General features: G+C 72.1%; 17 protein-coding genes. 7 read left to right on the forward strand and 10 right to left on the reverse strand.

Going from position 1 to position 21,164, the window contains the following annotated elements:
• The first annotated feature begins 24 nt into the window (after positions 1-24).
• A complete protein-coding gene (locus AC3B5L_RS01660; RefSeq protein ID WP_187663039.1) occupies positions 25-1,056 on the forward strand; it encodes an ABC transporter substrate-binding protein in 1,032 nt (343 codons plus the stop codon).
• Positions 1,053-3,131, forward strand: coding sequence for an iron ABC transporter permease (locus AC3B5L_RS01665; RefSeq protein WP_187663040.1), 2,079 nt, complete (start codon positions 1,053-1,055; stop codon positions 3,129-3,131). The genes AC3B5L_RS01660 and AC3B5L_RS01665 overlap by 4 nt, the downstream gene beginning before the upstream one ends.
• A 70-nt stretch (positions 3,132-3,201) precedes the next feature.
• On the opposite strand, the gene AC3B5L_RS01670 is transcribed toward AC3B5L_RS01665, so the two are convergent.
• On the reverse strand, positions 3,202-4,044 hold the full coding sequence (locus AC3B5L_RS01670) for an alpha/beta fold hydrolase (RefSeq protein WP_187663041.1): 843 nt from the start codon (positions 4,042-4,044) through the stop codon (positions 3,202-3,204).
• A 95-nt stretch (positions 4,045-4,139) separates the two neighbouring features.
• Between AC3B5L_RS01670 and AC3B5L_RS01675 the strand changes: the two genes are divergently transcribed.
• Positions 4,140-4,706 carry a TetR/AcrR family transcriptional regulator gene (locus tag AC3B5L_RS01675; protein WP_187663042.1) on the forward strand — a complete coding sequence of 189 codons (567 nt, stop codon included), beginning with the start codon at positions 4,140-4,142 and terminating at the stop codon, positions 4,704-4,706.
• An 87-nt stretch (positions 4,707-4,793) separates the two neighbouring features.
• Positions 4,794-5,609 (forward strand): TspO/MBR family protein, encoded by an 816-nt coding sequence (locus tag AC3B5L_RS01680; RefSeq protein WP_259954928.1) that lies wholly within the window; start codon positions 4,794-4,796, stop codon positions 5,607-5,609.
• Here AC3B5L_RS01680 and AC3B5L_RS01685 read toward each other — a convergent pair.
• From AC3B5L_RS01685 to AC3B5L_RS01710, 6 genes are read right to left on the reverse strand one after another with little or no spacing between them, the layout of a single operon-like run.
• Complete coding sequence (locus AC3B5L_RS01685; RefSeq protein ID WP_187663044.1) at positions 5,606-6,277, reverse strand: response regulator; 672 nt, start codon at positions 6,275-6,277, stop codon at positions 5,606-5,608. The two genes, AC3B5L_RS01680 and AC3B5L_RS01685, sit on opposite strands and share 4 nt — an antisense overlap.
• Positions 6,274-8,835, reverse strand: coding sequence for an ATP-binding protein (locus tag AC3B5L_RS01690; RefSeq protein WP_268777409.1), 2,562 nt, complete (start codon positions 8,833-8,835; stop codon positions 6,274-6,276). The genes AC3B5L_RS01685 and AC3B5L_RS01690 overlap by 4 nt, the downstream gene beginning before the upstream one ends.
• The gene (gene kdpC / locus AC3B5L_RS01695) at positions 8,832-9,437 is read right to left on the reverse strand and encodes a potassium-transporting ATPase subunit KdpC (protein WP_187663046.1); all 606 of its coding nucleotides are present in this window, start codon (positions 9,435-9,437) and stop codon (positions 8,832-8,834) included. The genes AC3B5L_RS01690 and kdpC overlap by 4 nt, the downstream gene beginning before the upstream one ends.
• A gap of 20 nt (positions 9,438-9,457) precedes the next feature.
• Positions 9,458-11,698, reverse strand: a complete 2,241-nt coding sequence (gene kdpB / locus AC3B5L_RS01700) for a potassium-transporting ATPase subunit KdpB (RefSeq protein WP_490096139.1) — start codon at positions 11,696-11,698, stop codon at positions 9,458-9,460.
• Positions 11,699-11,700: 2 nt separating this feature from the next.
• Positions 11,701-13,377, reverse strand: a complete 1,677-nt coding sequence (gene kdpA / locus AC3B5L_RS01705) for a potassium-transporting ATPase subunit KdpA (RefSeq protein ID WP_268777407.1) — start codon at positions 13,375-13,377, stop codon at positions 11,701-11,703.
• A complete protein-coding gene (locus tag AC3B5L_RS01710; RefSeq protein ID WP_036292752.1) occupies positions 13,377-13,466 on the reverse strand; it encodes a potassium-transporting ATPase subunit F in 90 nt (29 codons plus the stop codon). The genes kdpA and AC3B5L_RS01710 overlap by 1 nt, the downstream gene beginning before the upstream one ends.
• Positions 13,467-13,747: 281 nt before the next feature.
• Between AC3B5L_RS01710 and AC3B5L_RS01715 the strand changes: the two genes are divergently transcribed.
• Positions 13,748-14,896: an SLC13 family permease gene (locus tag AC3B5L_RS01715; RefSeq protein ID WP_268777597.1), complete on the forward strand. Its 1,149-nt coding sequence runs from the start codon at positions 13,748-13,750 to the stop codon at positions 14,894-14,896.
• Positions 14,897-14,967: 71 nt separating this feature from the next.
• On the opposite strand, the gene AC3B5L_RS01720 is transcribed toward AC3B5L_RS01715, so the two are convergent.
• Positions 14,968-15,561: an FMN-binding negative transcriptional regulator gene (locus AC3B5L_RS01720; RefSeq protein WP_268777406.1), complete on the reverse strand. Its 594-nt coding sequence runs from the start codon at positions 15,559-15,561 to the stop codon at positions 14,968-14,970.
• Complete coding sequence (locus AC3B5L_RS01725; protein ID WP_490096140.1) at positions 15,534-16,514, reverse strand: DMT family transporter; 981 nt, start codon at positions 16,512-16,514, stop codon at positions 15,534-15,536. Before AC3B5L_RS01725 ends, AC3B5L_RS01720 begins: the two co-directional genes overlap by 28 nt.
• Here AC3B5L_RS01725 and AC3B5L_RS01730 point away from each other — a divergent pair.
• Complete coding sequence (locus tag AC3B5L_RS01730) at positions 16,513-17,919, forward strand: aminotransferase-like domain-containing protein (RefSeq protein ID WP_490096141.1); 1,407 nt, start codon at positions 16,513-16,515, stop codon at positions 17,917-17,919. The two genes, AC3B5L_RS01725 and AC3B5L_RS01730, sit on opposite strands and share 2 nt — an antisense overlap.
• Before the next feature lie 9 nt (positions 17,920-17,928).
• Here AC3B5L_RS01730 and AC3B5L_RS01735 read toward each other — a convergent pair whose 3' ends face one another.
• A complete protein-coding gene (locus AC3B5L_RS01735; protein WP_490096420.1) occupies positions 17,929-19,878 on the reverse strand; it encodes an APC family permease in 1,950 nt (649 codons plus the stop codon).
• Positions 19,879-20,102: 224 nt separating this feature from the next.
• Between AC3B5L_RS01735 and AC3B5L_RS01740 the strand changes: the two genes are divergently transcribed.
• Positions 20,103-21,164: a VanZ family protein gene (locus AC3B5L_RS01740; protein ID WP_490096142.1), complete on the forward strand. Its 1,062-nt coding sequence runs from the start codon at positions 20,103-20,105 to the stop codon at positions 21,162-21,164.

Below are 21,164 nucleotides of genomic sequence, written 5' to 3' on the forward strand. Positions count from 1 at the left end.
TCCCGACCCCTGAAGGAACCACCGATGAAGAAGACCTCCCTCGCCGTGCTCGCCCTCGGCGGCGCCCTCACCCTCGCGCTCGCCGGCTGCGGCACCACGCAAACGCCGTCCGCCGAGGGATCGGACGCCCCGACCTCGACGAGCGCGGGCTGCACGGACGACACCACGAGCACCTCGACCGGGGCGGTCTCCGTCACCGACGACCTCGGCCGCACGGTCGAGCTCGACACGCCGGCCGAGCGGATCGCGGTGCTCGAGTGGCAGCAGATCGAGGACGCCCTGTCGCTGTGCGTGACGCCGGTCGCGGTGGCCGACGCCGAGGGGTACAGCACCTGGGTCACCGCGGAGGAGCTGCCGGAGGGCGTCGTCGACGTGGGCACCCGCCAGGAGCCGAACCTGGAGACGCTGTTCGGCACCGACCCCGACCTCGTGATCGTCGAGGTCAGTGCCGCGGACGACCCCATCGTCGCGCAGCTCGAGGCCTACGACGTGCCCGTGCTCGCGACGATCGGCGCCGATGCGAAGGACCCGATCGCCAAGATGCTGAACACCTTCGACCTCATCGCCCAGGTCACCGGCCGCGGGGAGCGGGCCGACGTCGTCACCGAGGAGTTCCAGGAGCACCTCGACACCGCGAAGGCCGAGCTCGCCGACCGCGACCTCGCCACCACCGACTTCGTGTTCTTCGACGGCTGGGTCGACGGCGGCAACGTGGCGCTGCGTCCGTTCGGCCAGGGTTCGCTCGTCGGCGAGGTGGGCGAGGAGCTCGGGCTGACGAACGCCTGGACCGGCGAGGTCGACCCCGTGTACGGCCTCGGGCAGACCGATGTCGAGGGCATGACGACGGTCGGCGACGCGAACCTGTTCTACACCGGCACCGCGGACCCGGATTCCGAGAGCTTCGTCGACGCCCTCGCGGACAACCCCGCGTGGACCTCGCTCCCCGCGGTGGCGGAGGACCGCCTGACCGCGTTCCCGGCAGGTATCTGGACCTTCGGCGGCCCGCGCTCGACCGCGCAGATCATCGACGGCTACCTCGAGGTGCTCTCGAAGTGACGGAGACCCTCCGCCTCGACGACGCGACGGCGACCGCGGAGCCTGACGCCCCGGCGTCCGCCGTCCGCGTGGGGGCGGAGGGTCGGAAGCCCGCGGTGTGGACGGGCGTCGGCGTGCTCGTCGCTCTCGCCGTCGTGCTGGTGGCGGTCGCCTGCTGGCACCTCACGCAGGGCACGAGCGGCGCGGTGTTCGCCGACGCCGACGTCCTCTGGGGATCGCGGGTGCCGCGGCTCGCCGCCGGCGTCGCGGTGGGCGTGGCCCTCGGCGTCGCCGGCATCCTGCTGCAGTCCCTCGCCCGCAATGCCCTCGCGTCACCCGACACGCTCGGCGTGACCGCCGGGGCCTACCTCGCCGTCACGGCGCTCGCCGCGTTCGGGATCGCCGTGCCGGTGTGGGCCTCCGGGGCGGTGGCGTTCGCGGGCGGCATCGTCGCCGCGGGCATCGTGCTCGGACTCGCCGGAGGGGCGGGGTCGTCCACGACCCGCCTCATCCTCGCGGGCTCTGCGCTGGCGCTCGCCTTCCAGGCCGCGACCTCGACCCTGCTCATCCTGTTCGACGAGGAGACCAAGGGACTGCTCGCCTGGGGGAGCGGGAGCCTGTCGCAGCTCGGACTCACCGCGTTCCTGCAGGCGGCTCCGGTCGTCGTGGTCGTCACGGTGCTGGCCCTCGTGCTCGCGCGGCGCCTCGACATCCTGTCCCTGGGCGACGACACCGCCTCGTCGCTCGGCGTGCCGATCCGGTCGACCAGGACCATCGGGATCCTCCTCGCGGTCACCCTCACGGCGGTCGCGGTGACGCTCGCCGGGCCGATGGGCTTCGTCGGGCTGTGTGCGCCGGTGCTCGCGCGGCTGCTGACGCGGGTGGTGCCGAGCCTGAACCGCCATCTGCTGCTGATCCCCGCGTCGGGGCTCCTCGGCGCCCTCGTCGTCATCCTCTCCGACGCCCTCCTGCGCGCGCTGATCGGCGCGGAGGCCGCGATCCTCATCCCGACCGGCGTCGCGACGACGCTGCTCGGCGCGATCGTGCTCGTGCTCATGGCCCGACGCCTCCGCGACGCCGGTCCCACGCGCGAGCCTCCGCGGGTGCGCTTCGGGGTGCGCAGCCGCCTGCGCTTCCGGATCACCCTCGCCCTCGTCGCCCTCGGCGTGGTCGGGGTGCTGCTGCTCGGACTGCTCGCCGGGCACACCTGGCTGCTCACCGGCGACATCGCGCTATGGCTGCAGGGGCAGGCTCCCGCGCCCATCGCCTTCGCCCTCGACGAGCGCGCGCCGCGGATCGTGGCCGCCGTGGTCGCCGGCGCGGCGCTCGCGCTCTCCGGCGCCGTGATCCAGGGGGTGAGCCGCAACCCGCTCGCCGACCCGGGCATCCTCGGCGTCACCGGCGGCGGCGGGCTCGGCGCGGTGCTGGTGATCACGAGCATCACGTCGTCGACGGGCGGGATGATCGCGGGAGCCGTCACCGGCTCGCTGCTCGCCTTCGCCCTCGTCTACCTGCTGTCGTGGCGGGGCGGCCTGAACGCGGACCGTTTCCTGCTCATCGGCATCGGGGTCTCGTACTTCACGGTCTCCCTCACGACCTTCTTCCTACTGCGCTCGAACCCGTGGGACACCCCGAAGATCTACACCTGGCTCTCCGGGACGACGTACGGGCGGGTGTGGGAGCAGGTCATCCCGCTGGCGATCGTCCTCGTGATCGCGGTGCCGTTCGTGGTGATGAGTCGCCGGGAGCTCGACGTGCTGTCGCTCGATGAGGACACCCCGCGACTGGTCGGCATCCGGCTGGAGCCCGTCCGGTTGACGCTGCTGCTGGTGGCGGCCGTCCTCGCGGCGCTGAGCGTGACGGCGATCGGGGTCATCGGCTTCGTGGGGCTCGTGGCGCCGCACGCGGCGCGGGCCCTGGTGGGCGCGCGGCACTCGCGAGTGATCCCGACGGCGGTGCTCCTCGGCGGGCTGCTCGTGGGCATCGCGGACACGATCGGCCGGACGGTGATCGCCCCCGCGCAGCTTCCGGCGGGTCTCGTGGTCGCGCTGATCGGTGCCCCGTACTTCGTCTGGCTGCTCTGGCGCTCCCGCTGACCCGCTTCGAATCGCCCGAATGGCCCCATCTCCGGAGGAAATGGGGCCATTCGGGCGATTCGAACGAGGGTTACCGGGCCAGGAACTGCGTCAGGGCGGCGTTGACCTCGTCGGCGTGGGTCCAGAGGAGGCCGTGCGGGGCGCCCTCGACCTCGACGTACTCGGCCTCGGGCACGGCCTGGCGGAAGCGGCGGGCGGTCGCGTCGATCGGCAGGATGTTGTCCTTCGTGCCGTGCAGGATCAGCGTGGGCTTGGCAGCGGCGGCCACGGCCTTCACGTCGTCGCGGAAGTCCTCGATCCAGGTCGGGACCACGGCGTAGGCGGCGACCGGGGCGCTGGTGACGGACAGGTTCCAGTTCGCGTCGACGACCTGCTGGCTGATGCGCGTGCCGAGGTTCTCGTCGAGGTTGTAGAAGTCCTTGTAGAACTGGGTGAACCAGGAGTAGCGGTCGTCCTTGGCGGCGGTCTCGATCCCGTCGAAGACCTCCTGCGGCACGCCCTCGGGGTTGTCGTCGCGCTGCACGAGGAAGGGCTCGAGCGACGCGAGGAAGGCGAGCTTCGCGACGCGCTCGTGGCCGTAGCGGCCGACGTAGCGGGCGAGCTCGCCGGTGCCCATGGAGAAGCCGACGAGCACGACGTCGCGGAGGTCGAGGGTTTCGAGCACGGTGTTCAGATCGGCGGCGAAGGTGTCGTAGTCGTAGCCGGAGCCGACCTTGGAGGACTGTCCGAAGCCGCGGCGGTCGTAGGTGATGACGCGGTACCCCTGGGCGAGGAGCTCGCGGGTCTGGCGCTCCCAGCTGTGCCCGTTGAGCGGGTAGCCGTGGATCAGCACGACGGGCTGACCGCTGCCCTGGTCTTCGTAGTAGAGCTCGATCGGGGTGGTGTTCTCGGTGCCGACGGTGATGTAACCCATGATGTGTTCCTTCCGATGCCGGTGAGAACGATCGTTCTCGCCTGATGTGATCAATCTAGAGAACGTTCGTTCTCATGTCAAGTAGACTTCTGGACATGACCGAAGACGAGGCGCGCGAACGCATCCTCTCCGCCGCGGAGGAGCTCTACTATCGCAAGGGCTATGCGGCGGTCGGCATGGACGAGCTCCGGTCCGCCGCCGGGGTGTCGCTGCGGCGCCTCTATTCGCTGTTTCCGGCGAAGACGGACATCGTCGCGGCGGTGCTGACGCGGAAGCACGCCGAGTGGGAGCAGGGGCTCACCGCCGCCGTGGCGCAGAGCGGCGACGACCCGCGCGCCCGCCTCCTCGCGGTCTACGGCTACCTGGAGGACTGGTTCTGCAGCGACGGGTTCCGGGGCTGCGCCTTCATCAACGCATTCGGAGAGCTCGGGGGCACGAGCCCCGAGGTCGCCGGCATCGTCCGCGCGCACAAGGCGTCGTTCCAGCAGTACATGGCGGAGCTCGTCGCGGCGACCGGCGCCCCGGTGGGCCTGGCCGCCCAGCTCTCGCTCCTCGCCGAGGGGGCGCAGAGCACGGCGGCGATCGGTGCGGACCCGGAGGCCGCCGTGCACGCGCGCCGCGCCGCCGAGGTCCTGATCGACGCCGCCCTCGCTCCGGCCTGACGCCTCCACTCGCTAACCTGGTTAGCGAAACGAAGGGGCACTGTCAAGGCCACTCCCTTCCGTCCCCGTCCGGCGTAGGGTGCGGGCATGGAGACCTCGACGAAGGGCATCGCCCGCCAGAGCCTCGTGATCGCCGCCGCCGTGTTCATGCTGATCGCCGCGGCCATCGGCGCCGGCGCCTTCGGCGGTGACTCCGTCGATGAGCTGCAGAACGGCGCGCTCTCGGCCCAAGGCTCGTACCTCGCCCCCGCCGGACCGGCCTTCTCGATCTGGTCGCTCATCTATGTGGGACTCCTCGCCTACACCGTGTGGCAGGCGCTCCCCGCGCAGCGCCGCGACGAGCGACAGCAGGCGGTCGGCGGCTGGATCGCCCTCTCGATGGTGCTCAACGGCCTCTGGCTCGTGACCGCGCGCTACCTGACGCTGTGGCTGACCGTGCTCGTGATCGCGCTCCTGCTCGCGACGCTCGCCCGCGTCATCGTGCTCCTCGGCCGGTTCCCCGCCCGCAATCTCGCTGATCGCCTCCTCACCGACGGGGCCAACGGCCTGCACTTCGGCTGGGTCACCATCGCGACGGTCGCCAACACCGCCGCCTGGCTCACCCAGACGGTCCCGGAGATCGGAGCGGGTGCCCCCGACGCCTGGGCCGTCGCCGTGCTCGTGGTCGTGCTGGTGATCGGCGCCGCATCGGCCTGGTTCACCGGACGCCTCGCGCCGGCGCTCGCGACCGCCTGGGGTCTGAGCTGGCTCGCGGTCGGGCGTCTCACGGGCGAGCCGGAGAGCACGCCCACCGCCGTCACCGCGATCATCGTGGCCGTCCTCCTCGTCGTCGTCGGCGTCGTGGCGGTCCTCCGTCGGCGTCGCATCGCGGGCACGCACGACCGCGCGCCGCTCGGTCGCTAGAGGACCAGCCGGTAGCCCATTCCCGACTCCGTCAGCAGGTGGACGGGCGTCGAAGGCTCGCGCTCCAGCTTCTTGCGGAGCTGGGACATGTACAGCCGCAGGTAGCCGGAGTCGGACACCTGGGCACTGCCCCAGATCTCCTTGAGGAGATCCTGCCGGGTCACCAGCGCGCCCGGATGCCGCGCGAGGTGCTCGAGCATCCGCCACTCGGTCGGCGTGAGGTGCACCCGGGTGCCGGCGCGGGTCACGGTCTTCGTGGCGAGGTCGACGACGACGTCCCCGAACGCGACCACGGACTCCCCGTTCGCGGCGACCGCGCGGCGGGAGAGCGCCCGCAGCCGGGCCAGCAGCTCGTCGACCTGGAAGGGCTTCGTGACGAAGTCGTCCGCCCCGGCGTCCAGCGCCTCCACCTTGTCGGCGGAGCCCGTCCGCCCCGACACCACGATGATGGGCACGCTCGTCCAGCCGCGGAGGGCCTGGATCACCTCGATGCCGTCGAGGCGGGGCATGCCGAGGTCGAGCATGATGAGGTCGGGATGGCTCTGCGCTGCGGCGGCGATCGCGGCGGCGCCATCGGCGGCCACGACGACCTCGTAGCCGTGCGCCGCGAGGGTGATCCGCAGCGCCCGCACCATCTGCGGGTCGTCGTCGGCGATGAGGAGCTTCACTCCGTCCCCTCCGTGTCGGAAGACCCTGCGGCGAGCGGCAGGGAGATGACCATGGTGAGTCCGCCCCCTGGGGTGTCCTCCGGAGTCAGGCTACCGCCCATGCCCTCCGTGAAACCGCGCGACAGGGCGAGCCCGAGCCCGAGCCCCGCTGTGTTGTCGGTGTCGCCGAAACGCTGGAACGGCTGGAAGACGGCATCGCGGCGTTCCGGCGCGATGCCCTCGCCGCGGTCGATGATCCGGAGCTCTGCCCGATCCCCCAGCCGGCTGCTCGACACGAGCACGCGACTGCCGTCGGGAGCGTGACGGTGGGCGTTGGCGAGCACGTTCACGAGTACCCGCTGCAAGAGCACGGGGTCCGCGTGCAGCGGCGGCAGGTCGGGGTCCAGGGCGAGCTCGACGTCGGCGGGGCCGAGACCGAGCTCGTCCACCGCGGCGAGCACGGGGCCGGCCGCGTCGATCCGCTGGGCCGAGACCGCGAGCACTCCCGCCTCCACGCGGCTCACGTCGAGGAGATCGGTGACGAGGGCGGAGAGGGTCGCGAGGCTCTCGTCCGCGGTCTCCAGCAGCTCCGCGCGGTCCTCCGCGGACAGGCCGTGCGCGCCGCGGAGCCCGCCGATCGCGGCGACCGCCGAGGCCAGCGGCCGGCGCAGGTCGTGACTGACGGCGGAGAGCAGGGCGCTGCGGACCTGGTCGGTCTCGGCGAGGGCTTCCGCCTCCCGCGCGGTCGCGCGGAGATCGGTGTGCTCGATGGCGGCGGAGAGCTGGGCGACGATCGCGTCGAGCAGTCGGCGCTCCGGACCGGCGATCGGCTCCCCGTTGAGCTCCAGCACGGCGCGCGGGCCGCCACCGGACGCGACCCCGACCGGGATGGTGGTGGCGCGGCCGTCCGGTACCGGCTCGCCGTCGCTGGCCAGCACCTCGCCGGAGGGGGTGAGCAGCCGCACCCCGCTCAGCCCGAACGCCTCCCGCGTGCGGCTGACGAGGGCGAGCACGGCGTTGTCGCCGCGGAGCACGTTCCCGGCGACGGCCGCGAGGAGCTCCGCCTCGGCGGTCGCCCGCTGCGCGGTCCGCGCCCGGCGGGCGGCCTGGTCGACGATGAGGCTCACGAGGATCGCGATGATGACATAGAGGGTGAGCGCGAGCACGTGCAGCGGGTGCGCGATCGTGATCGTGAACAGCGGGGCGACGAAGAGGAAGTCGAGGGTGATGCCGGAGAGCACCGCCGCGAACACGGCGGGACGGATGCCGCCGATGAGGGCGACCACCACGACGAGCAGCTGGTAGGCGAGCACCTCCGCCGTGATCGACTCGGGGCTGCGGACGGTGAACATCAGCCAGGACAGCAGCGGGCCGAACACGAGGGCCACGCCGAAGCCCAGCGCCTGCCGACGCCAGCCGAGCGCACCGCCGGTGATGCGGGGGAGGGCGAGCCGGCCGCCCGCCGCGGCGTGGGTCACGATGTGCACGTCGATGTCGCCCGAGCGGCGGATGACCTCGGCGCCGATCCCCGGCCCGGTTAGGGCGGCGGCGAGGCGGCCGCGCCGGCTCACCCCGATCACGAGCTGCGTGGCGTCGGCACTCTGCGCGAACTCGACGAGCGTCGCCGGGATGTCGTCCCCGACCACCTGGTGGTACGTGCCGCCGAGGGACTCGACGAGGGAGCGCTGCGCGGCGAGAGCGCCGGGGGTCTCGTCGCGCAGTCCGTCCTGGGCGGTCACGTGCACGGCGAGCAGCTCCCCGCCGGCGGAGCGTGCGGCGATGCGGGCCCCGCGGCGCAGCAGCGTCTCGCCCTCCGGGCCGCCGGTGAGGGCGACGACCACCCGCTCGCGCGCCTGCCAGGCTCCCGCGATGCCCTGTTCCGCGCGATAGCTGCGGAGCGCGCTGTCGACCTCGTCGGCGAGCCACAGCAGGGCGAGCTCCCGGAGGGCGGTGAGGTTGCCGAGCCGGAAGTAGTGCGAGAGGGCGGCGTCGACCCGCTCCGCGGGGTAGACGAGACCTGCGGCGAGCCGGTCGCGGAGCGTCTGCGGTGCGAGGTCGACGACCTCGATCTCGTCGGCGGCGCGGACGACCGCGTCCGGGATGGTCTCGCGCTGGGCGATCCCGGTGATCTTCTCCACGACCGCGTTCAGCGACTCGATGTGCTGCACGTTCACGGTGGTGACGACGTCGATCCCCGCGTCCAGCAGCTCCTCGACGTCCTGCCAGCGCTTGGGGTTCCGCGAGCCGGGGGCGTTCGTGTGCGCGAACTCGTCCACCAGAGCGATCTCCGGGGCGAGGGAGAGCACCGCATCGAGGTCGAGCTCGGAGAGGGTGACCCCGCGATGGGCGTCCTCGCGCCGCGGCACCTCGGGAAGCCCGGAGGTGAGGGCGGTCGTGGCCGCACGGCCGTGGGTCTCCACGATCGCGATGACCACGTCGCGGCCTTCGTCGCGGAGCCGCCGACCCTCGGCGAGCATCTCGAAGGTCTTCCCGACGCCCGGCGCGGCGCCGAGGAGGACGCGCAGTCGTCCGCGGCGGTTCCGGTCCGTCGCGGGGCGCGGCGGCCGCTCTGCGCTCATGCACCCTCCCGGTCGTCGAGTGCGAGATTCAGCTCCGCGACGTTGATGCGCTCCTCGCCGAGGAACCCCAGGTCCCGCCCTTGAATCCTAGACTCCACGAGGGCCCGCACCTCGTCTTCGGACAGGTCGCGGGCGGCGGCCACCCGCGGCACCTGGAGCAGGGCGTACGCGACGCTGATGTGCGGGTCGAGGCCGGAGCCGGACGCGGTCACGGCATCCGCGGGGACCGCGGACGGATCGACGCCCTCCCTCGCGGCGATCTCGGCCTTCCGTGCGGCGATGGCGGCGACGAGGTCGGGGTTCTCCGGCCCGAGGTTGCTGCCGCCGGACGACGCCCCGTCGTACCCGTCGCCGGCCGCCGAGGGGCGGGACTGGAAGTACTCGGGCAGGGCTTCACCGTCGGCATCCGTGAAGGACTGGCCGAGGAGCGCGCTGCCCCGGTCGGCGGGGAGTATCGAGCCGTTCGCCTGCGCGGGGAGGAGGAGCTGGCCGATGCCGGTGACCAGCAGCGTGTACCCGACGCCGAGGACGAGGGTGAGGACGAGCATCGCGCGGACGGCGACACCGGCGGTGCGCATCGTGGTGCGGGTGGTGGACGACATGGCGTTCCTTTCGGGCCCGGTCAGAAGCCGGGGAGGAGGCTGACGAGAAGGTCGATGAGCTTGATGCCGACGAACGGGGCGATGACGCCGCCGAGGCCGTAGACGAGCAGGTTCCGCTGCAGGATCTGCGAGGCGCTCGCCGGCCGGTACTTCACGCCGCGCAGCGCGAGCGGGATGAGGAACACGATCACGATGGCGTTGAAGATGATCGCGCTCGTGACCGCGGAGGCCGGGGAATGCAGCTGCATGATGTTCAGCGCCGCGAGTCCGGGGAACACCCCCATGAACATCGCCGGGATGATGGCGAAGTACTTCGCGATGTCGTTCGCGAGCGAGAACGTCGTCAGCGCGCCGCGGGTGATGAGCAGCTGCTTCCCGATGCGGACGATGTCGATGAGCTTGGTCGGGTCGGAGTCGAGGTCGACCATGTTGCCGGCCTCCTTGGCCGCCGAGGTGCCCGTGTTCATCGCGACGCCGACGTCGGCCTGGGCGAGCGCGGGAGCGTCGTTCGTGCCGTCCCCGGTCATCGCGACGAGACGTCCGCCCTCCTGTTCCCGGCGGATGAGGTCGAGCTTGTCCTCCGGGGTGGCCTCGGCGAGGTAGTCGTCGACGCCGGCCTCGGCCGCGATGGCCTTCGCGGTGAGGGGGTTGTCTCCGGTGATCATGACCGTGCGGATGCCCATGCTGCGCAGCTCGTCGAACCGCTCTCGGAGGCCGTCCTTGACGATGTCCTTGAGGTGCACGACCCCGAGGATCCGCGCGTCCACAGCCTGGGTCCCGGAATCGGAGTGGGTCCCTGAGCCTGTCGAAGGGCCTGAGTCCGGCTGGGTCCCTGAGCCTGTCGAAGGGCCTGAGTCCGGCTGGGTCCCTGAGCCTGTCGAAGGGCCCTGCACCGCGACGACGAGGGGCGTGCCGCCGCCCGAGGCGACGTCGTCGGTGAGGGTCGCGAGCTCGGGGCCGGGGGTCTGCCCCAGCCAGGCCGCCACGGCCGAGGCGGCACCCTTGCGGATCTGCGTGCCGTCGGCGAGGTCGAGACCGCTCATGCGCGTCTGCGCCGTAAACGGGACGACGACGGCGTCCGCCGGGGCCTCCACCCGGATCCCGCGGGCGGCGGCGAGTTCGACGATCGATGCGCCCTCCGGCGTCGGGTCGGCGAGCGAGGAGAGGGCGGCGGTGCGCAGCAGCTCCTCGGCGTCCACCCCGGTGAGCGGCAGCACGGCGTGGGCGCGGCGGTTGCCGTGGGTGATCGTGCCGGTCTTGTCGAGGAGCAGCGTGGTGACGTCGCCCGCGGCCTCCACCGCCCGCCCCGACATCGCCAGCACGTTCCGCTGCACGAGCCGGTCCATGCCCGCGATGCCGATGGCGGAGAGGAGCGCGCCGATGGTGGTCGGGATGAGGCAGACGAGCAGGGCGATGAGGACGGGGATGCTCACCGGCGACGCGGCGTACGACGCGATCGGGTTCAGCGCGAGGACCACGACGACGAAGACGATCGACAGGCTCGCGAGGAGGATGTTCAGCGCGATCTCGTTCGGGGTGCGCTGTCGGCTCGCCCCCTCGACGAGGGCGATCATGCGGTCGACGAACGTCTCGCCGGGCTTCGACGTGATGCGCACGACGATCCGGTCCGACAGCACCCGGGTGCCGCCGGTGACAGCACTGCGGTCGCCGCCGGACTCGCGGACGACGGGGGCGCTCTCGCCGGTGATGGCCGACTCGTCGACCGTCGCGATGCCCGCGACGATGTCGCCGTCGCCCGGGATCAGTTCGCCCGCGGAGACGATCACGAGGTCGTCGCGCTGCAGCTCCGCCGACGACACCGTCTCCGTCTCGGGCTCCTGGGTCCCTGAGCCTGTCGAAGGGCCCACCACCCGCCGCGCCATCGTCTGGGTGCGGGTGTTCCGCAGGCTCGCGGCCTGGGCCTTGCCGCGCCCCTCGGCGACCGACTCCGCGACGTTCGCGAAGAACACGGTCAGCCAGAGCCAGAGCGCGATGCCCCAGGTGAACGCCGCCGGGACGGGGGTGCCGCCGGAGGAGGCGGGCCCGCCGAGGAAGGGCTCCGCGATCGCGAGGACGGTCGTGAACGCGGCGCCGACCCAGACGAGGAGCATCACGGGGTTGCGGACGAGCGTCGCGGGGTTGAGCTTCCGGACGGCACCGGGGAGCGCCTGCACGAGCTGGGCGCCGCCGAAGGAGCGCGGCGGACGGGCGGGGACGGCAGGGGCGTCCTGCTGTTCGGGAGGGGTGGTGAGGAGGGTCATGGTCACAGTCCTTCGGCGAGCGGTCCCAGTGCGAGCACGGGGAAGTAGGTGAGGGCCGTCACGACGACGGTCACGGTGAGGAGCAGGCCGACGAACTGCGTCCGGTGGGTGGGGAGCGTGCCGGTCGTGGCCGGCACCCGCTCCTGCGCGGCGAACGACCCGGCGAGAGCCAGCACGAGCACGATCGGGAGGAATCGCCCGAGCAGCATCGCGACGCCCAGGGCGGTGTTGAACCACGGAGTGTTCGCGGTGAGCCCCGCGAACGCGGAGCCGTTGTTGTTCGCGGCGGAGGTGAACGCGTAGAGCACCTCGCTCATGCCGTGCACGCCCGGGTTGAGGATGCTCGTGGACTCCACGTCCTCGCGGATCCCGGGGATCGCGAAGCTCAGGGCCGTGCCGCCGAGGACGAGCGCCGGGACCACGAGGATGTAGAGGCTCGCGAGGGTCATCTCCCGCGGTCCGATGCGCTTCCCGAGCCACTCCGGGGTGCGGCCGACGAGCAGCCCGCCGACGAAGACCGCGACGATCGCGAGCACGAGCATCCCGTACAGACCGGAGCCGACGCCGCCCGGAGCGACCTCGCCGAGCATCATGTTCAGCATCGGCATCATGCCGCCGAGCGCGGTGTACGAGTCGTGCATCGAGTTCACGGCCCCGGTCGAGGTGAGCGTGCTCGCGCTGCCGAAGAGGGTCGAGCCGAGGATGCCGAAGCGCTGCTCCTTGCCCTCCATCGCCGCGCCGGCGAGCTCGGGGGCGGAACCGCGTCCCGCCAGCTCCAGGGCCGAGAGCGCGGCGAGCGAGGCGAGGAACAGGGTGCCCATGACCGCGACGATCGCGTAGCCCTGCCGGTGGTCGCCGACCAGTCGGCCGAACGCGCGGGGGAGGGCGAACGGGATCACCAGGATCAGCAGCACCTCGAGGAGGTTCGTCCACCCGGTCGGGTTCTCGAAGGGGTGGGCGGAGTTCGCGTTGAAGAAGCCGCCGCCGTTGGTGCCGAGCAGCTTGATGGCCTCCTGCGACGCGACCGGACCGCCGGGGATCGTCTGCGTGCCGCCGGAGACCGTGGCGACGTCGGTGAAGCCGTTCACGTTCTGGATCACGCCGCCCGCGAGCAGGGCCACCGCGCCGATCAGGGCGAGCGGGAGGAGCAGCCGCCCCAGACCGCGGGTGAGGTCGACCCAGAAATTGCCGATCGTCGCGGAGCCGCGGCGTGCGAGACCGCGGATGAGGGCGATGGCGATGGTGAGGCCGACCGCGGCGGAGACGAAGTTCTGCACGGTGAGGCCCGCGAGCTGCACCGTGTAGCCCATGGTCTGCTCGGGCGAGTAGGACTGCCAGTTGGTGTTCGCGACGAAGGAGGCGGCGGTGTTGAACGCGAGTCCCTCCGGCACGGCGGGCAGGCCCAGCGAGGCGGGGAGGAAGGCCTGGAGCCGCTGCAGCCCGTACACGAGCAGGAGCCCGACGAGGGAGAACAGCAGCACGCTGCGGGCGTAGGCTCGCCAGGTCTGCTCGGAGCGGGGGTCGACCCCGATCACCCGGTACAGCCCGCGCTCGACGCGGAGGTCGCGCCCGGAGGTGTAGACGTGCGCGATGTAGTCGCCGAGGGGGCGGTAGAGGAGCACGAGCACGACCACGACGGCCGTGATCTGGAGGACGCCGAAGAGGACCGTCGCGTCCATCAGAAGCGCTCCGGGGCGACGAGCGCCACGACCAGGTAGACGACCGCGGCGACGGCGAGGACGGCGGCGAGGATCTCGAAGACGATCATGCGCGGTCCACCGCCTTGGCGATGAGGGACACGAGGGCGAACAGCGCCAGGGTCAGCGCGAGGTAGATGATGTCGAGCACGTCCTCGATCCAACTGCGCCGCCCGGCCGCATCCGTCGATCCTCACGGTTCCCCTACGCCCGTCCCCCGGATGCATGCGGGTTGCTCACACCTCCTGCCTTCGAATCGCGCACCTGGTCCCCAACCCGCCGCCGATGCAGCCAGGTGCGCGATTCGAAAGGGTGGCGCCGGCCCTATGCTCACGAGGTGGGGATCGGACGGATGCGGATCGGCGTCGGCGCGGGGATCGTCGCCGGGCTCGTCGTGATCGCGCTCGTGTGCGTGCTCACGGGCTTCCTGCCGCGCACGGATGCCGGTGCGCTCGGGGCGCGGATCGCGCCCGTGCTGGGGTTCGTCGTCGCGATCACGATCGTCGCCGAGCTCGCCCGTGATGCGGCGGTGTTCGACGTCGTCTCGCAGCGCCTCGCGCGCTGGGGTCGCGGCCGCGTGGTGGTGCTGTGGGCGCTGGTGGTCGTGCTCGCCGTGGTGAGCACCGTGTTCCTCTCGCTCGACACGACCGCCGTGATCGTCACCCCGGTCGTGGTGGTCCTGGCGCAGAGCATCGGCGTCTCCCCGCTGCCGTTCGCCCTGGCCACCGTCTGGCTCGCCAACACCGCGTCCCTCGCGCTGCCGGTCTCGAACCTCACCAACCTGCTCGCCGCGCCCGCGATGGGGGACGGCCCCGGGGCGTTCATCGCGCTGAGCTGGGCGCCCACGCTCGTGGGGATCCTGGTGCCCGTCGCGATCCTCACGGTCCTGCATCGGCGCACGGTCTTCGGCGCGTACGAGACGCCCGTGGCGCGGCGCCCCGCCGACCCCCTGCTGTTCTGGAGCGCGACCGGCATCCTCGTGGTGCTGATGCCGCTGCTCGCGCTGACCCCCGACGTGTGGATCCCCGCCTCGGTCGCGGCTCTCGCCTTGATCGCGCTCTTCGCCGTCCGTCGTCGCCGGGCCCTGCGGCTCTCGCTCGTCCCGTGGCAGGCGCTCGCGCTCGCCGCGTCGCTGTTCGTGCTGGTCGAGACCGCGCACGCACAGGGGCTGCTCGACTTCCTGACCTCGGCGACCGCGAACGGCGACTCTCCCGGCGACCTGTTCCGGCTCGCCGCGCTCGGGGCCGTGAGCGCGAACGCGATCAACAACCTCCCCGCCTACCTCGTGCTCGAACCCGCGGCAGGGGACCCGGTCGCCCTGATGGCCCTGCTGATCGGCGTGAACCTCGGTCCGCTCGTCACGCCGTGGGCCTCGCTCGCGACGCTCCTCTGGCACCATCGCGTGACGGCGCTCGGGGTCGAGATCCGCTGGGGCCGCTTCGCCCTCTGGGGGGTCGTCGCCGCGGTGCCCACCGTCGTCCTGGCCACGCTCGTCCTCTGACCCCGTTTCGAATCGCGCGCTGTGCTGCACATCCGCCCGAGATGGAGCACAGTGCGCGATTCGAACGGGGGTCACACGCGACGCATCTCGGCGGCCAGCGCGGGGTGGGCGGCGTCGAAGCGGGCGGCGATGCGCTCGCGCACCTCGGGGGCCTTGTTCTGGCTGAGCTTGGCGCGGGCGTCGAACCGGGTGACCCGGAGCCGCAAGCCGACCGTGCCCTTCGCGGCCCTCCGGGTGCCCGGTTCGTCCTCCGCGAGGCTCCGCCCGTGGGGCTGCCCACCCTCGAAGTGGTCGGTGAGCCGGGTGAGCATGGCGTAGTTCTCCTCCGCGGTCAGGATCTCGGGGGTGCCGGAGAGGTGCGCGGTGACATGGTTCCAGGTCGGGACGAGGTCTCCCGGCGCGTACAGGCTCGAGGACACGTAGTCGTGCGGCCCCTGGATGATCACCAGGACCTCGTGTCGTCCGAGCTCGTGGAGCTCGTCGTCCGGGCGTCCGAAGTGGCTCACGAGCACGATGCCGTCCTCGTCCTCGTCGAGCAGAACGGGGTAGTGCGAGGCGACGAGACCGGTGGAGGTCGGCGAGACGAACGTCGCCCACGGGTGCGCGCGGATGAGGCGCTTGACCTCCTCCGGGGCGGTCATGAGGTAGCGGGGGGTGTGACGCATGGCGCCTCCTGTCGGGTGGGGGTGGGGGTGGGGGCGGGAGGAGAACTGCGGGTGCGGACGGCGAGTCCGGCGCACACGACGACCGCGAGTCCGCCGAGCACCGTGGCCAGGCCGACGTCCTCGTGGAAGAGGAAGGCTGCCCAGGTGATGCCCATGACGGGCTGCACGAGCTGGATCTGGCTCACCTGTGCCATGGGGCCGATCGCGAGGCCGCGGTACCAGGCGACGAATCCGAGGAACATGCTGACCGCGGCCAGGTAGGCGAACGCGAGCCAGGCGGTGGGGGTGGCGACGGGCGGTGCGGCGACCCCGGCGGCGATGGCCACCGCGAGCATGACGGGAGCGGCGAGCACGAGTGCCCAGGAGATCGTCTGCCAGGCACCGAGCTCGCGCGCGAGCAGGCCGCCCTCCGCGTAGCCGACGGCCGCGGCGATCACGGCCCCGAACAGCTGGAGGTCGGCGGGGCGGAGCGCGCCGGGCGTGCCGTTCTGCAGCGTCGCGAAGACGAGGGCCGCGGCGGCGCCGAGGAGTGCGAAGACCCAGAACGAGGGGGACGGGCGCTCCCGGGTGCGCAGCACGACGGCGACCGCGGTCGCGGCCGGCAGGAGACCGATCACGACCGCGCCGTGACTCGCGGGCGTGGTGATCATGGCGAACGAGGTCAGCAGGGGGAAGCCGGCGACCACTCCGAGGGCGACGACCGCGAGTCGCGCCCACTGGACCGGGCTCGGCGGCTGCTGGCGTGTGACGAGGAGGACGAGCGCGGCGAGCACAGCGGCGACGACCGCGCGGGCGGAGCCGATGAACAGCGGCGAGAGTCCGCCGCCGAGCGCGATCCGGGTGAACGGGAGCGTGAACGAGAAGGCGACGACGCCCAGGAGGCCCCAGGCAGGACCGGCGGCGCGGGATAGCAGTGTTCCGTTCGGACGGATAACGCTACTGTGTTCTTTCATGAGTCAGGATAGCACCGCACGTATCGTGGCCGGCCTCCGGACGTGGATCGCCGCCGCCGCACCCGGCGCCCGCCTCCCCTCGAACCGCGCGCTGACGGCCGAGTACGCGGCGAGCCCCGTGACCGTGCAGAAGGCGGTGCAGCAGCTCGTCCGCCTCGGGCTCGTCGAGGCGCGGCCCGGCGTCGGCACCTTCGTGCGCGCGGCGCGCACGGTCCTGCCGGCCGACTACGGTTGGCAGGCCGGGGCTCTTGGCGCGGCCGCCGTGCGCCTGGACGGTCTCTCCTCGGCGCAGCGCCCGACCTCGCCGGACGCGATCGGGTTGCACTCCGGGTATCCCGCTCCGGATCTCCTCCCCGAGCGGCTGGTACGACAGGCCCTGGTGCGCGCCTCCCGGACCGCGTCCGCTCTCACCCGCTCGCCCGCGGCCGGCGAGCCCGGACTGCAGGAGTGGTTCGCGGCGGAGCTGGCCGCGGCGGCCCCGGCCGGGATCACGGTGCCGACCGCCCGCGACGCCGTCATCATCTCCGGGAGTCAGAGCGGACTGAGTTCCATCTTCCGGGCGGTCGTCGGCGTCGGCCGGCCGCTGCTCATCGAGTCGCCGACGTACTGGGGTGCCCTGCTCGCGGCGGAGCAGGCGGGGGTCGTGCTCGTTCCCGTCCCCTCCGGTCCGCAGGGTCCGGATCCGGACGCGGTCGACAGAGCGCTCGCCGAGACCGGAGCCCGGGCGTTCTACGCGCAGCCCACGTTCGCGAACCCCACCGGTGCGCAGTGGCCGGCGGCGACCGGGGAGGCCGTCCTCGACGCGGTCCGTCGCCGCGGGGCCTTCCTCATCGAGGACGATTGGGCGCACGACCTGGGCATCGACGCCGAGCCCCGTCCCGTGGCGGCCTCCGACCACGACGGTCACGTGGTCTACCTGCGCTCGCTGACGAAGAGCGTGTCGCCGTCCCTGCGGGTGGCGGCGGTGATCGCGCGCGGTCCCGCCAGGGACCGCATCCTCGCCGATCGCGCGGCGGAGTCGATGTATGTCAGCGGCCTCCTGCAGGCGGCCGCGCTCGACGTGGTGACCCAGCCGGCCTGGCGCACGCACCTCCGCGGCTTCCGCGAGCAGCTGCGTTCGCGGCGCGATCTCCTGCTGTCGTGCCTGGCCGCGCAGGCGCCGACCGCGCTGGTGGAGGCCGTGCCGGTCGGCGGGCTGAACCTCTGGCTGCGGCTGCCGGACGGCACCGACGCCGCCGCGGTCGTCCGCGAGTGCGCGGCGCGCGGCCTGGTCATCGCGCCGGGGAGTGAGTGGTTCCCCGCCGAGCCGTCGGGGGCGTACGTACGGCTCAACTACGCGAGCGCCGACCCGTCCCGCTTCCCCGAGGCTGCGGCGATCCTCGGCGCGATCCTCGCCGGAACCTGACCGTCGCCGTCAGGACTCGGACGGCGGCCCGGCAGGGCGGTGCGCCCGGCGCCCGGCCACCACGACGGGCCGCCCCGCCCTCTCCTGGCCGGGCAGTGGACGCGAGCGCCGGCCGTAGATGAGTTCGGACGAGTCGAGCAGCCACGGCACCAGGGTGATCGACACCCCGTGCACGAGCATGAGCTGGTTCGCGAGGCGACGGGCGCGCCGGTTGTGCAGGAAGTTCTCCCACCAGTGCCCCACGATGTACTGCGGCAGGTAGACCGTGACGACGGAGGATCCGTGCTTCTCGCGGTACTGCCGGATGAACTGCGTCACCGGCTGCGCGAACGAGCGGTACGGCGACTCGACGATCACGAGCGGCACCGGCACGAGGTGGTCCGCCCACTCCTGCTGCAGACGCGCGGCGTCCTCCTGGGAGACGGCCACGTGCACCGCGAGGGTCTTGTCGTGCTTGGCGGCGATCGCGTAGTCGATGGCCTTCATGACCGGCTTCTGCAGATGGTTCACGAGGACGATGGCGACGTCGCCCGAGGCGCCGAACCGGGTGGTGTCGTCGATCGCGATCTCGTGCTCGACATCCCGGTAGTAGCGCTTGACGCCGATCATCAGGAACGCCAGCACCGGGATGGCGAAGAACACGAGATAGGCGCCGTGCGTGAACTTCGTGATCGTGACGATGACGAGCACGAGCACCGTCAGCGTCGCCCCGGCGGAGTTGATGAGCAGCCCCACCCGCGCGGAACGCCGGTCCGCGGCGCCGTCGCCGCTCGGGGGGACGGGTGCGCGCAGCAGCCGTCGCCAGTGCCGCACCATGCCGATCTGGCCCAGGGAGAAGGAGACGAAGACGCCGATGATGTACAGCTGGATCAGCGTCGTCAGCCGCGCCTGGAACACCACGAGCACGGCGATCGCGGCGATCCCGAGGAGGATCATGCCGTTGGAGAACACGAGCCGGTCGCCGCGGGTGTTCAGCGACTTCGGGGCGTAGCCGTCGCGGGCGAGCACGGCGCCGAGCAGGGGGAAGCCGTTGAAGGCGGTGTTCGCCGCGAGGAGCAGCACGCAGGCCGTGGCCGCCTGCACGATGAAGAACGGGATGCTGCCGCCGCCGAACGTCGCCGCCGCGATCTGCGCCATCAGGCTCGGCTGCGGGGTCGTGCAGTCGAAGCCGATGAGGTCGCAGGGGTTCTCGGCGTAGTGCACGCCGGCGATGAGGGCGAGGGCGGTGAGGCCGGAGAACAGGCAGATCGCGATGGTCCCCATGAGCACGAGGGTCGACTGGGCGTTGCGCACCTTCGGCGCCCGGAACGCCGGGACGCCGTTCGACACGGCCTCGACTCCGGTCAACGCGGAGCAGCCGCTGGAGAACGCCCGGAGGATGAGCAGCAGCACGGCCGCCTGGCTGAGGCTCTCGGCCTGCACGGCGAACTCCGCGCTGGACGCGATCGGGGCGTCGCCGAGCGCCGTCCGGACGAGCCCGGTGACGATCATGACGCCGACCGAGCCGATGAACACGTACGTGGGGATGGCGAACACGAGCGAGGCCTCGCGCACCCCGCGGAGGTTCACGATGATGATGAGCACGACGAAGCCGACGGCGAGCTCCACGCGAAGAGGATCGAGATCCGGCACCGCCGAGATGATGTTGTCCACCCCGGAGGCGACCGACACCGCCACCGTCAGCACGTAGTCGACGAGGAGCGCTGCGGCCACGATCACCCCGGGGACCTCGCCGAGGTTCTTCGACGCGACCTCGTAGTCGCCTCCGCCGGAGGGGTACGCCTTGATGAGCTGCCGGTAGCTCAGCACCACCACGAGCAGCAGCACGACGACCGCCGCCGCGACGAGCGGGGTGAACGACAGGAACGTGAGACCGCCGATGAGCAGGATCATCACGAGCTCCTGCGGGGCGTAGGCCACCGAGCTCAGCGCGTCCGAGGCGAAGATCGGCAGCGCCATGCGCTTGGGGAGGAGCTGCTCGTCGACCTGGGCGCTCGTGAGCGGGTCGCCGAGCAGGATGCGCTTGGCGCGCGGCGGCGCGTCCGGGGTCGGCCTCGTTTGTTCTGACACGTCCGGCGACACTACGCCGACCGCAGCCGCCCTCACGCGATCCTCACGGAATCCCTACGGCGCGGTGGCGCTCCCTCACGGAATCCTCACGGCCTCCCGGTATCCTTGCGTCGGTGGGGGATCAGGTGGTTCTGGGGGTCATCGCCGTGGCGATCGGCCTCGCTGCGGGCGTCGTGCTCTTCGTGCCCTTCGTCGCGATCAGCTACCGCCGCCGCGGACGCCTCTCGCTCGGACGCACGCTGCTCTGGCTCGCGGCGCTCGTCTACTTCTGGGCCATCTGGACGTACACGCTGCTGCCGCTTCCCGACCCGGACACCATCCGCTGCGTGGGGGCGATCACCGACCCGATGTCCGTCGTGCGCGACGTGCAGAAGGCGTTCGCCGCTCCGGGCAACCCGCTGCGCCAGCCCGCCCTGCTCCAACTCGTGTTCAACGTGCTGCTGTTCGTCCCGCTCGGAGCGTTCCTCCGCGTGCTGGGCGGCCGCGGCCTCCCCACCGCCCTCGTGGTCGGGTTCGGTCTGTCGCTGCTGGTGGAGACCACCCAGCTCACCGGGGTCTGGGGGCTGTACCCGTGTGCCTACCGCTTCTTCGACGTGGGCGACCTGATGACGAACACGACCGGAGCGGTCGTCGGCTCCGTCCTCGCGCTCGTGGTGCCACGGTCGCTGCGCGGAGTTCAGGCCCGTGCCGACGCCGATGAGCCCCGTCCCGTCACGCGCGGTCGTCGCGCGCTGGCGATGCTCTGCGACGGGCTCGCGAACGGCTTCGTCGTCCTCGCCGGGGGCGTCGCGGTGCAGCTGTGGCTCGAGTACGTCGTGCAGGACCGCCAGGCCGTGCTCGACGGCACCCTCGCCGGCACGGTGAGCACAGCGACCGCCTGTGCCCTGTGGCTCGTGATCATCCTCGTCACCGGCCGCTCGGTGGGAGACCTCGCCGTGCAGCTGCGCTACACCGGGTCGCGACTGCCGGCGGCGCTCGCCCGGCTGCTGCGCTGGGCGGGCGGCATCGGCGGACTCACGGCTCTCGGGATGCTCGGCGGGGTGTTCGACGCGCTGTCCTCGCTGCTGATCCTCGTCGCGATCGTGCTGCTGTTCACCACCCGCCAGGGTCGTGGGCTTCCCGGCCTGCTCTCCGGCCAGCACCTCGAGGACGCCCGCGTCGCCGCGAAGAGTTGA

Source organism: Microbacterium sp. C-MGS6 (genome assembly GCF_058140415.1).

Coding starts and splice junctions, on each gene's coding strand:
- kdpB (WP_490096139.1), bottom strand. CDS start 11,698: ATGACCCTCCTCACCACCCCTCCCGAACAGCAGGACGCCCCTGCCGTC.
- AC3B5L_RS01715 (WP_268777597.1), top strand. CDS start 13,748: ATGCGGATCGGCGTCGGCGCGGGGATCGTCGCCGGGCTCGTCGTGATC.
- AC3B5L_RS01680 (WP_259954928.1), top strand. CDS start 4,794: ATGGAGACCTCGACGAAGGGCATCGCCCGCCAGAGCCTCGTGATCGCC.
- kdpC (WP_187663046.1), bottom strand. CDS start 9,437: ATGTCGTCCACCACCCGCACCACGATGCGCACCGCCGGTGTCGCCGTC.
- kdpA (WP_268777407.1), bottom strand. CDS start 13,377: ATGGACGCGACGGTCCTCTTCGGCGTCCTCCAGATCACGGCCGTCGTG.
- AC3B5L_RS01690 (WP_268777409.1), bottom strand. CDS start 8,835: ATGAGCGCAGAGCGGCCGCCGCGCCCCGCGACGGACCGGAACCGCCGC.
- AC3B5L_RS01725 (WP_490096140.1), bottom strand. CDS start 16,514: ATGAAAGAACACAGTAGCGTTATCCGTCCGAACGGAACACTGCTATCC.
- AC3B5L_RS01710 (WP_036292752.1), bottom strand. CDS start 13,466: ATGATCGTCTTCGAGATCCTCGCCGCCGTCCTCGCCGTCGCCGCGGTC.
- AC3B5L_RS01675 (WP_187663042.1), top strand. CDS start 4,140: ATGACCGAAGACGAGGCGCGCGAACGCATCCTCTCCGCCGCGGAGGAG.
- AC3B5L_RS01660 (WP_187663039.1), top strand. CDS start 25: ATGAAGAAGACCTCCCTCGCCGTGCTCGCCCTCGGCGGCGCCCTCACC.
- AC3B5L_RS01720 (WP_268777406.1), bottom strand. CDS start 15,561: ATGCGTCACACCCCCCGCTACCTCATGACCGCCCCGGAGGAGGTCAAG.
- AC3B5L_RS01670 (WP_187663041.1), bottom strand. CDS start 4,044: ATGGGTTACATCACCGTCGGCACCGAGAACACCACCCCGATCGAGCTC.
- AC3B5L_RS01730 (WP_490096141.1), top strand. CDS start 16,513: ATGAGTCAGGATAGCACCGCACGTATCGTGGCCGGCCTCCGGACGTGG.
- AC3B5L_RS01735 (WP_490096420.1), bottom strand. CDS start 19,878: ATGGCGCTGCCGATCTTCGCCTCGGACGCGCTGAGCTCGGTGGCCTAC.